Source organism: Actinomycetota bacterium (assembly GCA_036280995.1).
In the GTDB taxonomy this organism is placed as follows: Bacteria; Actinomycetota; CALGFH01; order CALGFH01; family CALGFH01; genus CALGFH01.
Map to the genome: position 1 here is coordinate 1 of DASUPQ010000485.1, position 11,909 is coordinate 11,909.

The 11,909-nt window shown below is 73.3% G+C and carries 8 protein-coding genes; 7 read left to right on the forward strand and 1 reads right to left on the reverse strand.

Features of this window, described 5'->3' with window-relative positions:
• Positions 1 to 26: 26 nt before the first annotated feature.
• Entirely contained in the window at positions 27 to 443 is a 417-nt protein-coding gene (locus VF468_16180; GenBank protein ID HEX5879831.1) for a hypothetical protein, read from the reverse strand.
• A gap of 530 nt (positions 444 to 973) precedes the next feature.
• Here VF468_16180 and hrcA point away from each other — a divergent pair.
• The 7 genes from hrcA to VF468_16215 all read left to right on the forward strand — a co-directional run.
• Entirely contained in the window at positions 974 to 2,032 is a 1,059-nt protein-coding gene (gene hrcA / locus VF468_16185) for a heat-inducible transcriptional repressor HrcA (protein HEX5879832.1), read from the forward strand.
• A 3-nt stretch (positions 2,033 to 2,035) separates the two neighbouring features.
• Positions 2,036 to 3,166: a molecular chaperone DnaJ gene (gene dnaJ, locus VF468_16190; GenBank protein HEX5879833.1), complete on the forward strand. Its 1,131-nt coding sequence runs from the start codon at positions 2,036 to 2,038 to the stop codon at positions 3,164 to 3,166.
• Positions 3,163 to 4,641: an MFS transporter gene (locus VF468_16195; GenBank protein ID HEX5879834.1), complete on the forward strand. Its 1,479-nt coding sequence runs from the start codon at positions 3,163 to 3,165 to the stop codon at positions 4,639 to 4,641. The genes dnaJ and VF468_16195 overlap by 4 nt, the downstream gene beginning before the upstream one ends.
• 100 nt (positions 4,642 to 4,741) lie before the next feature.
• Complete coding sequence (gene fdh / locus VF468_16200) at positions 4,742 to 7,930, forward strand: formate dehydrogenase (GenBank protein HEX5879835.1); 3,189 nt, start codon at positions 4,742 to 4,744, stop codon at positions 7,928 to 7,930.
• Entirely contained in the window at positions 7,927 to 8,694 is a 768-nt protein-coding gene (locus VF468_16205) for a 4Fe-4S dicluster domain-containing protein (protein HEX5879836.1), read from the forward strand. The genes fdh and VF468_16205 overlap by 4 nt, the downstream gene beginning before the upstream one ends.
• A gap of 86 nt (positions 8,695 to 8,780) precedes the next feature.
• Positions 8,781 to 9,677: an NrfD/PsrC family molybdoenzyme membrane anchor subunit gene (nrfD, locus tag VF468_16210; protein ID HEX5879837.1), complete on the forward strand. Its 897-nt coding sequence runs from the start codon at positions 8,781 to 8,783 to the stop codon at positions 9,675 to 9,677.
• 139 nt (positions 9,678 to 9,816) lie between these two features.
• Positions 9,817 to 11,909: ATP-binding protein (locus tag VF468_16215; GenBank protein HEX5879838.1), on the forward strand; the 2,093-nt coding region annotated here is incomplete at its 3' end.

The following is an 11,909-nucleotide window of genomic DNA, read 5'->3' on the forward strand; positions in this document are numbered from 1 at the left end:
GGACATCTACATCTAGGAGTGTCGGGTCAGGCGGTCAGCTGCTCGCAAATCTGCTCGATGTCATAGAAGTGATGGGGCTCCAGGATGGCCGCACCGGTGTCCAGGTTGATCTTCAGCACACCGGTGAACTCAAAGGGCACCTGGCCCGTGGTGGTGAGGATGGCCGTGCCGTCAGGTGCCACCCGGATCAAATCGGCCCCGACGTTCCTGGCCCGGATCTGGTTGTCACCCGCGGTGGCCACAACTTCGAAGTTAACCGTGAACAGCTCCTGCAGGACCTGTCCGTCGGGAAAGGTGAAGGCGGTGACCCGGCCGGTGAGGGTGACGGTGACCTCGACCCCGCACTCCCCGCTCAGGAACGGATCTACGAACGTTTCATCGATCGGGATGACTTCCCTCTCCGGCGGCTGGGCCGCCGCGGCGGTGGCCCCGAGCACCACCACGAACAATGCTCCCAGAACAGCCAGCACCCCAGTGGTGCACTGTCGCCTCATCGCCCGTCCCCCCTTTGCGTGATCCCGGCGCCCAGCCGGGTGCGTGTTGGCTCCGCGGTTGCCTGTGGGCAACCGGGTAGCGTCTGGCTAGCAGCACAAGCGCCGCGATGGCGTCCGGGTGGCCCCCCCCTTTCCGTGCCCTTGTCGCGTTTACACCCTTGAGGCGCACAGAGGACAATCCCCCAACTGCCGTAGACAGGTCGCAGTCCCAGCGATCACCTTCCATGGCCAGGCGCTTCATCTGCTCGCGCATGGCCATGCGCTTGCCCAGGTCCTGCTCGGCGAGCAGCCTGATGGTCCGGATGGCCATCGCCGCCAGCAGCGTGCCGAGCGGTGGCTGGCCGCGAACAGGACGAGCCGCCTGCCCAGTCCAGGTTGTTGCGGCTCACAAGGCTCGCCGACCACCCGCTCGACCTGCGGAAAGCGCAAAGGTCATGCGGCTTTAGCACTCGCCTACCTTGACTGCTACGCTGCCGAACATGGATCGTCTTGGGCAGGGAGGGGCGGCCATGGACCTCGACGAACGAAAGGCACGACTGCTGCGCGCGGTGGTGCACGAGTTCATCTACACCGAGAAGCCGGTCGGGTCCAAGAGCCTGACCGAGCGCTACTCGCTCGGGGTCTCGGCGGCCACCATCCGCAACGAGCTGGCCGTGCTCGAGGAGCAGGGCTACCTCTCCCATCCCCACACCAGCGCCGGCCGCATCCCCACCGACCGGGGATACCGGTTCTACGTCGACGCCCTCTCGGGCGTGGGGGAGCTGGCCCGGGCCCAGGAGGAGACCATCGCCAGGTTCTTCGAGGGCGCCGCCGACCTGGAGGAGACGCTGCAGCGGACCTCGCTGCTGCTGTCCAGCCTCACCCACTACACCGCCATGGTGGCCCCGCCGGCCCTCGACCAGTCGCGGCTGCGCCACATCGAGGTGGTCGGGCTCGGGCGCCACGTGATCATGCTGGTGCTGATCGTCGACTCCGGACGGGTCGAGAAGCGGCTGGTCGAGACGGCCGAGGAGAGCTCGCTGGAGGACCTGGAGGCACTGCGCCGCCAGCTCAACGAGCGGCTGGCCAACGAGCGCCTGTCGCGGGCCGAGCTGATCCTTGACGCCATGGCCGGCGAGGTCCCGCCCGAGCGCCGGGCCCTGTTCCAGACCCTGGCCGCCGCCATCGGCCAGTTCGTCGGCGACCAGACCAGCGAGCGGATCTGGCTGGGCGGCCAGGCCCACATCGCCGGGCCGGGGGCCTTCGACGGCATCGAGACCGTCCGCCAGGTCTACGAGGCGCTGGAGCAGCAGGTGCTGGTGCTGCGCATGCTCCAGGCCGCCCTGGGCCGCGACGAACGGGTGTCGGTGGTGATCGGCTCGGAGAACACGGTCGAGGGGATGGAGGCCTGCTCGCTGGTCACCTCCGCCTACCTGGCCGGCGACGCCAGCGGCTCCATCGGCGTCCTCGGCCCGACCCGCATGGACTACCTGCGGGCCATGGCCGCCGTGCAGGCGGTGGCCCGCTACCTCGGTGACGCCTTCGACGGAAACGGGTAACGGGTGAGCGACTACTACCAGCTGCTGGAGGTCGACCGGGGTGCCGGGGCCGAGGAGATCAAGCGCGCCTACCGGCGCCTCGCCCGCCAGTACCACCCGGACGTGAACGGCAACGACCCGGCGTCGGCCGAGCGCTTCAAGGAGATCAACAAGGCCTACAGCGTCCTGTCCGACCCGGACAAGCGCCAGCGCTACGACACCTACGGCGAGGCCGGGGTCGAGGGCTTCACCGGCCAGGGCGGCGACCCGTTCTCGACCTTCGGGGCCTCCTTCGACGACCTGCTGGGCCAGTTCTTCGGCGGCGGCGACCCGTTCGGCGGGGGCCGCTCCCGGACCCGCTCGCGGGCCCGCCGGGGCGAGACCATCGGCATGCGCCTGCGCCTGCCGTTCACCGAGGCGGTCTTCGGCACCTCCAAGGACGTCCGCGTCCGGGCCGCCACCACCTGCTCACGCTGCAGCGGGTCGGGGGCCAAGCCGGGCACCGAGCCGACCGTCTGCTCGCGCTGCAACGGCTCCGGCCAGCAGCGCACCGTCCGCCAGTCGCTGCTCGGCCAGCTGGTCACGGCCACCACCTGCCCGGTCTGCTCCGGCACCGGCCAGGAGATCCGCTCGCCCTGCCCGGAGTGCCAGGGCCAGGGGCTGCTGATGGAGGACTCCACCCTCACCATCGACATCCCCCCGGGCCTGGAGGACGGCAGCCAGATCCGCTACCAGGGCCGCGGCCACGCCGGCCAGTTCGGCGGGCCCCCCGGCGACCTGATCGTCGAGCTGGCCGTCGACCCGCACCCGGTCTTCGACCGCCGCGGCGACGACCTGGTCTGCAGCGTCGACGTGCCCATGACGGTGGCCGCCCTCGGCGGCAGCGTCCCCCTTGAGACCCTGGACGGCAACGAGACGGTCGAGATCGAGCCCGGCACCCAGTCCGGCGCGGTCAAGCGCTTCCGCAAGCGGGGCGTGCCCCACCCCGACGGCCGCGGCCGCGGCGACCTGCTCGTCCAGATCGCCGTCGTCACCCCGACCCACCTCGGCGAGCAGCAGCGGGCCCTGATCCGCCAGCTCGCCCAGCTCCGCGGCGAGGAGGTCGACCCGCAGAGCGGCGGCCTGTTCGCGAGGCTCAAGGGCAGCGGCCGCTGACGGCCGCTGCCGAAGCTGGCGGCGGGCTGCGCTACCGCAGCCCCACGGGCCGCTGGGTCCTGCTGGCCACGGTGCTCGGGTCGGGCGTGGCCTTCCTCGACGCCACCGTCGTCAACATCGCCCTGCCGACCATCGGCGAGGACCTGGACGCCGGCATCGCCAGCCTCCAGTGGGTGGTCAACGCCTACACCCTCACCCTGTCGGGGTTCCTACTGCTCGGCGGGTCCCTCGGCGACCACTACGGCCGCCGGCGGGTGTTCGTCCTCGGGGTCGTCTGGTTCGCGCTGGCGTCGCTGCTCTGCGGCCTCGCCCCCACCGACGAGACCCTGATCGCCGCCCGCGCCCTCCAGGGCGTCGGCGGCGCCCTGCTCACCCCGGGCAGCCTGGCCATCATCGAGGCCAGCTTCCGGCGCGAGGACCGCGGCCCGGCCATCGGCGCCTGGTCCGGCCTTGGCGGGGTGGCGGCCGCGGCCGGCCCGTTCCTGGGCGGCTGGCTGGTCCAGGCCGCGTCCTGGCGGCTCGTCTTCCTCATCAACCTGCCCCTGGCCGCGGTGGTGGCCTGGGTGTCGGTGCGCCACGTGCCCGAGTCGCGCGACCCGGGCGCCACCGGGCGCCTCGACTGGGTCGGCGCCGCCCTGGCCGCCGTCGGCCTGGCCGGGGTCGTCTTCGCCCTCACCGACGGGCCCGCCGCCGGCTGGACCTCGCCCCGGATCCTGGCCACGGGCCTGGCCGGAGTGGCCGCCCTGGCCGCCTTCATGCTCTGGGAACGGCGCACCGCGGCGCCCATGCTGCCGCTGGACATCTTCGCCTCGCGCCAGTTCAGCGCCGCCAACGCCGTCACCTTCGTGGTCTACGGGGCCCTCGGCGGGTCGCTGTTCCTCCTGCCCATCCAGCTCCAGCAGGTGGTCGGCTGGTCGCCGCTGGCCTCGGGGGTGGCGCTGGTCCCGGTCACCCTGGTCATGCTGCTGCTGTCGGCCAGGGCGGGCCGCCTGGCCTCCAGGATCGGGCCGCGGCTGCCCATGACCGTGGGGCCGCTGCTCGTGGCCGCCGGGTTCGCGCTGTTCACCCGCATCGGCCCGGGGGCGAGCTACCCGGTCGACGTCCTGCCCGCGTCGCTGGTGTACGGCCTCGGGCTGGTCCTCACGGTGGCGCCGCTCACCGCGACCGTGCTCGCCGCCGCCCCGGCCGAGCACGCCGGGATCGCCTCGGCGGTCAACAACGACGTCGCCCGGACGGCCGGGCTGCTGGCCGTGGCCGTCCTGCCCGTGGCGGCCGGCATCTCGGGCGCGGACGCCCTGGAACCGGGCAACTTCGCCGACGGGTTCCGGTTGGCCATGACGATCGCCGCCGTCCTCTGCGCCGCCGGCGGGGCCCTGTCGTGGCTCACCATCCGCAACCCCGAGCCCGAGCCGGAGCGCGACCACCACCTCAGCTGCCCGCTGACCGCACCCTCGCCGGCCGCTCGACGCGCCTGACCTCCCGGTGTGCGTTCCCGGACTCCGTGGTAGACCGGTACCGTTGCACGTGGCGTCGACCGGCGAGGAGGCGGTGCGGGTGGTGGCGAGGCGGCTCCCGGTGTGGCCGGCGCTGCGCCAGCTCCGCGGGAACGACCGCCTCGGCCTGTCCGAGGCGGCCCGGTCGCGGCGGTCGGCCGAGCTGACGCCGCGGACCGCCGAGGCCGACCGGGTCGTCAGGTCCGTCTGCCCCTACTGCGCGGTCGGCTGCGGCCAGCGGGTGTTCGTCAAGGACGGGCAGATCATCCAGATCGAGGGCGACCCCGACAGCCCCATCTCCCGGGGCCGGCTCTGCCCCAAGGGGTCGGCGTCCAAGCAGCTCGTCACCTCCCCGGGCCGCCTGACCACGGTCCGCTACCGCCGCCCCCACGGGACCGAGTGGGAGGACCTGTCCCTGGACCAGGCGATGGACATGATCGCCGACCGGGTGCTCGCCACCCGGGCCGCCACCTGGCAGGACCACGACGACGAGGGCCGGCGGGTCAACCGCACCCTGGGCATGGCCAGCCTCGGCGGGGCGACCCTCGACAACGAAGAGAACTACCTGATCAAGAAGCTGTTCACCGCCCTCGGGGCGATCCAGATCGAGAACCAGGCCCGCATATGACACTCCTCGACCGTCCCCAGTTTGGGGACCTCGTTCGGCCGCGGTGGCGCCACCAACTTCCAGCAGGACCTGGCCAACAGCGACTGCATCGTCATCCAGGGCTCCAACATGGCCGAGTGCCACCCGGTCGGGTTCCAGTGGGTGGTCGAGGCCAAGGCCCGCGGGGCCAAGGTCATCCACGTCGACCCCCGCTTCACCAGGACCAGCGCCCTGGCCGACCTGCACGTGCCCATCCGGGCCGGCAGCGACATCGCCTTCCTGGGCGGGATCGTGCGCCACATCCTGGAGAACGGCCGTGAGTTCCGGGAGTACGTGGCCAGCTACACCAACGCCGCCGTGATCGTCGACGAGTCGTTCGCCGACACCGAGGACCTGGACGGCCTGTTCTCCGGGTTCGACCCGGCCAGCGGCACCTACGACCCGCGCAGCTGGCAGTACGACGGCATGGGGGTGGCCAGCAACGCCGGCTCGCGCCAGCGCCGCATCGCCGGCGGCGAGACCCACGGCTCGGGCGGGGCCAAGCTGTCGCACGGCAACCCGCCCCACACCGACCCCACCCTGGAGCACCCGCGCTGCGTCTTCCAGCTGCTCAAGCGGCACTTCGCCCGCTACACCCCGGAGCTGGTGGAGGAGGTCTGCGGCGTGCCCCGCGAGCGGTTCCTGGAGGTCGCCGAGGCGCTCTGCGCCAACTCGGGGCGGGAGCGGACCAGCGCCTTCGCCTACGCCGTGGGCTGGACCCACCACACCAACGGCGTCCAGTTCATCCGCACCGCCGCCATCGTCCAGCTGCTGCTCGGCAACATGGGCCGGCCCGGCGGCGGCATCATGGCCCTGCGCGGCCACGCCTCCATCCAGGGCTCGACCGACATCCCCACCCTCTACAACCTGCTGCCCGGCTACCTGCCCATGCCGATCGCCGGCGTGCACGGGAGCCTGGAGGAGTACCTCGACGACGTGCGGCTGCCGGCCGGGTTCTGGGGCCGCAGCGACACCTACATGGTCAGCCTGCTCAAGGCCTGGTTCGGCGACCGGGCCACGGCCGACAACGGCTTCTGCTTCGACCACCTGCCCAAGCTGACCGGCGACCACTCGATCTTCCCGGCCGTCATGGCCATGCTGGACGGCACCTGCAAGGGGTTCATCGTCCCGGGCGAGAACCCGGCCGTCGGCTCGCCCAACGCCGGCCTGCACCGCAAGGCCATGGCCAACCTGGACTGGCTGGTGGTGCGGGACCTGGTCGAGACCGAGACGGCGTCGTTCTGGTACAACGCGCCCGAGATCGAGACCGGCGAGCTGCGCACCACCGACATCGGCACCGAGGTGTTCCTGCTCCCGGCGGCCGCCCACACCGAGAAGGACGGCACCTTCACCAACACCCAGCGCCTGCTCCAGTGGCACCGCAAGGCGGTCGAGCCGGTGGGGGACTGCCGCTCGGAGCTGTGGTTCTACTACCACCTGGGGCGCCGCATCCGCGAGAAGCTGGCCGGATCCACCGACCCCAGGGACCGGCCGCTGCTCGACCTGGAATGGTCGTACCCGGTCGAGGGGCCGCACGAGGAGCCGAGCGCGGCCGCGGTGCTGCGCGAGATCGGCGGGGTCGGCCCGGACGGCCGGGCCCTGCCCGGCTACCTGGAGCTGAAGGCCGACGGCTCGACCGCCTGCGGCTGCTGGATCTACTCGGGGGTCTACGCCGACGAGGTCAACCAGGCCGACCGGCGCAGGCCCGGGTCCGAGCAGAGCTGGGTCGCCCCCGAGTGGGGCTGGGCCTGGCCCTACAACCGGCGCATCCTCTACAACCGGGCCTCGGCCGACCCCGAGGGCCGGCCCTGGTCGGAGCGGAAGCGCTACGTCTGGTGGGACCCCACCCAGGGACGCTGGACCGGCCACGACAACCCCGATTTCGGGGCCACCACCGCCCCCGGCTACGACCCGCCCGACGACGCCACCGCCGAGCGGGCGCTGGACGGCCGCAGCCCGTTCGTGATGCAGGCCGACGGCAAGGGCTGGCTGTTCGTGCCCAACGGCCTCGACGACGGGCCGCTGCCGGCCCACTACGAGCCGCCCGAGTCGCCGGTGCCCAATGCGCTGTACGGCCGCCGGACCAACCCGCTGATGGAGACCTACGACCGGCCCGGCAACCGCTTCAACCCGCCGGGCTCGGCGGCGTACCCGTTCGTGTTCACCACCTACCGGCTCACCGAGCACCACACCGCCGGGGCGATGAGCCGCACCCTGGGCTACCTGGCGGAGCTCCAGCCGGAGATGTTCTGCGAGGTCAGCCCGGAGCTGGCCCGGCTCCGGGGGCTGGTCAACGGGGGCTGGGCGACGATCGTCACCTCCAGGGCCGCCATCGAGGCCAGGGTCCTGGTCACCGACCGGATGCGGCCCCTCAAGGTCGCCGGCCGGGTCGTCCACCAGGTCGGCCTGCCCTACCACTGGGGCCGCAACGGGCTGGCCACCGGGGACGGGGCCAACGACCTGCTGCCGATCGTCGGTGACCCCAACGTCCACATCATGGAGTCCAAGGCCAACACCTGCGACGTCCTCCCCGGGCGCCGGCCCCGCGGCCCGGCTCTGGTCGAGCTGGTCGAGGGCCACCGGGCGAGGGCCCTGGCCGAGCAGCGCGAGGAGGCGGGCGGATGACCGCGCGGATGGGGTTCTTCACCGACACCTCGATCTGCATCGGCTGCAAGGCCTGCGAGGTGGCCTGCAAGGAGTGGAACCTGGTCCCGGAGGACGGGCCGCTGGCCCTCACCGGCGACTCCTACGACAACACCGGGGCGCTGGGGGCCGACACCTGGCGCCACGTCGCCTTTGTCGAGCAGCGGCGCGACGACGACGGGCTGCGCTGGCTGATGAGCTCGGACGTGTGCAAGCACTGCAGCTCGGCGGCGTGCCTGGAGGTGTGCCCGACCGGGGCGCTGTTCCGGACCGAGTTCTCCACGGTGGTGGTGCAGCCCGACATCTGCAACGGCTGCGGCTACTGCGTGCCCGCCTGCCCGTTCGGGGTGATCGACCGCCGCGAGGACGACGGGCGGGCCTTCAAGTGCACCCTCTGCTACGACCGGCTGCGCGACGGGCTCCAGCCGGCCTGCGCCACCGCCTGCCCGACCGACTCGATCCAGTTCGGCGAGCTGGACGAGCTGCGCCAGCGGGCCCGGGCCCGGGTGGCCACCCTGCACGACGCCGGGGTCGCCGAGGCCCGGCTGTACCTGGAGGACGAGGACGACGGCGTCGGCGGGGCCGGGGCGTTCTTCCTGCTGCTGGACGAGCCGGAGGTGTACGGCCTGCCGCCCGACCCGGTGTCCACCACCCGCGACCTGCCCACCCTGTGGCGGGCGGCCGCCCTCGCCGCCGGGACGCTGGCCGCCGCCGTGGCCGCCGCGTTCGTGGGAGGCCGCCGGTGAGCCGCAACGGCCCAGCCGGGAGCGGGCCGGTCCCTGACCGGCCGGAGGGGTCGAGGAGACCCCGAGGGGGAGGCCCGGCGACTCGCGTGCGCGGGTCGGTGGTGCCCGAGGCCGAGTTCCGCTCCTACTACGGCCGGCCGATCATCAAGGCGCCCGTCTGGACCTGGGAGATCCCCTGGTACTTCTTCGTCGGCGGCCTGGCCGGAGCCTCGGCCTCGCTCGGCCTGGGGGCGCGCCTGGCGGGCAACGACCGGCTGGCCCGGAACGCCTGGACGGTCTCGGCCGCCGGGGTGACGGCCGGGGTGCCCCTGCTCATCTCCGACCTCGGCCGCCCCGAGCGCTTCCCCTACATGCTGCGGATGTTCAAGGTGACCTCGCCGCTCAGCGTCGGCAGCTGGGTCCTGGCCGCCATGGGCCCGGCCGCCGCCGGCGCCGCCGTCAGCGACCGGCTCGGCATCTTCCCCGGGCTGGGCCGCGTGGCCGAGACGGTGGCCGGGCTGCTCGGCCCGGCCCTGGCCACCTACACCGGCACCCTGGTGGCCGACACGGCCGTGCCGGTGTGGCACGAGGCCGGCCGCGAGCTGCCGTTCGTGTTCGCCGGGGGCGCCGCCGCCAGCGCCGGCGCGGCCGCGGTGCTGCTCACCCCGGCCGCCGACGCCGGCCCGGCCCGGCGCCTGGCCGTGACCGGGGCCGTGCTCGAGCTGGGCGCCGCCCAGGCCATGGAGCGGCGCCTGGGCGAGCTGGGGGAGCCCTACCACCAGGGCCCGGCCGGCCGCCTGGCCCGCCTGGCCCGGGCCTGCACGGCCGCCGGGGCCGGGCTGGTCGCCCTGGGCGGCCGCCGCCGGGCGATGGCCGCCGCCGGGTCGGCGCTGCTCCTGGCCGGGTCGGCCTGCGAGCGCTGGGCGGTCTACAAGGCCGGCTTCCAGTCGGCCGCCGACCCCAGGTACGTGGTCGGGCCGCAGCGCGAACGACTCCAGCAGTGAGACGAGCGGCTCGCGCCGTCTGGGAAAATTCCTGAAGGTTCGCGCGGCACGCCTGGTGAACGACGATTTGCGGCTTCGGCGGCGAAAGTTACATGATTCCGCGGATCACCACCAGAACTAGCCGGGGGAGGGGCTCGGATTGACCAGGCTGCTCGCGTACCTACCGCGGGGCAACACCCTTGACGACAGGGCCTGGCACAAACGGCACCTGTTCCTACAGGCCCTCCTGCTGCTGCACCTGCCGTGTCTGTTCGTGTTCGGGGTGCTCATGGGCCGGAGCGCCTGGGACACCACCGTCGTGCTCAGCGTCCCCGCCGCCTGCCTGGTCCTCGGCCATCTGATCAAGCATCGCCGGACAGCGTCGGTGCTGATCACGGCCGGGCTCACCTACTGCTCGGCGGTGCTGGTGAGCTTCTCCAACGGCTCCATCGAAGCCCACTTCCACTTCTTCATCATGATCGGCTTCATCGCCCTGTACCAGGACTGGGTGCCGTTCCTGTGGAACGTGGTCTTCACCGTGCTGAGCCACGGCCTCGGCTCGGTGGCGCGCACCGACCTGATCTTCAACCACCCGTCCGGGCAGACCAGCCCCTGGGTCTGGTCGACCATCCACGGCGTGGCCGTGCTCGCCGCCTGCTGCGGCGTGGTCATCTTCTGGGAGACGACCGAGCGCGAGCAGCGCAAGACGCTGGCCCTGTCCCAGCAGCTGGCCGACGCCGAGATCACCCGGCGCCGCTTCACCTCCGACCTGCTGGTCAACCTGGCCCGGCGCAACCAGAGCCTGCTCTACCGCCAGCTCGGGCTCATCAACCAGCTCGAGGACCAGGCGGAGGACCCCGACGCCCTGGCCGACCTGTTCCGGCTCGACCACCTGGCGACCCGGATCCGGCGCAACGCCGAGAGCCTGCTGGTGCTGTCGGGCGAGGAGCCGCCCCGGACCTGGGGCCGGCCGGTGGCCCTGGTCGACGTCGTCCGGGCCGCCATCGCCGAGACCGAGGACCTGGACCGGGTGGTGTTCGCCGTCGACGAGCGGCTGGCCGTGTTCGGCAACGCCGTCGCCGACCTCACCCACCTGGTGGCCGAGCTGGTCGAGAACGCCGTCCATTTCTCGCCCCCCGAGGCCAGCGTGATCCTCCGCACCCGTCCCTATCTCCAGACCCCGGGCGCGCACGTGCTCACGGTCGAGGACTGGGGCGTCGGCATGCGGGCCGACGACATGGCGGCCGCCAACGACCTGCTGGCCACCCCCCAGGACGTCGACCTGTCGGTGTCCCAGCGCCTGGGGCTGCACGTGGTCGCCCGGCTGGCCCAGCGCCACGGCATCGAGGTGTCGCTCACCCCCACCCCGGGCTGCGGCGTCACCGCCGCCGTGGTGCTTCCGCCGTCGCTGTTCGCCGACCCCGACGCCGTGCCCGACGAGGGGTTCGCGGACGATGCCGACCGCCCGGCCGAGCCCGTCCCGGCCACCCTGCCCGCCGCCGCGGCCGCCGACCGCCCGCCCGCCCCGGCGGGCTGGGCGCCGGCCGGGGAGTGGATCGACCTCACCGACGAGGCGACCGGCAACGGCCACGGCCACGACGGCGACCGCGGCAACGGGCACGGCGCCGACCTGCCCGTGCCGGCCGGCGACGGCGACGACTGGTCGGGCTGGTGGGAGCCGTCCCCAGGCGGCCTCGAGCAGGGCGACCCGGTGTCGCCCATCGCCGCCCGGCCCCCCCTGTCCGAGCGGGTCCAGGCCGCGACCCCGCTGACCCCCATCCCGCCGGTCGCGCCCTCGGGCGCAGGCGTTCCGCCCTCGGCCGCGCCGCCCTCGCGCGCGGGCGCGCCGGACCCCCACCTCCCTGGTGCCAGGGCCCCCGAAGGGGAGGGTAGCCGACAGCCCGGAGAGGTGCCCGCCGCCGTCCACAGCCCCCAAGCCCACAGCCCCCAAGCCCACAGCCCCTACCCTCAGGCCCGCGGCCCCCAGAACCACGACCGGCTGCGGCCGGCCGACGACGGGGCGACCGAGGGGATGCTGCTGTCCCGGCGGGTGCCCCAGGCCCATCTGGCGCCCGAGCTGCGGCGCCACGGGCAGGGGCCGGCCACGGCACGGGCGGACGGGCCGCTGCCCGACGCCGCCGAGGCCAGGGCCGCCCTCTCCCGCTACCAGGCCAGCCGCCAGGCGGCCAGGGCCGTCGTTGAGGAGACCCCGGGACCGGGCGAACGGGCCGACGGGCTCGGGCCCGAGCGCCC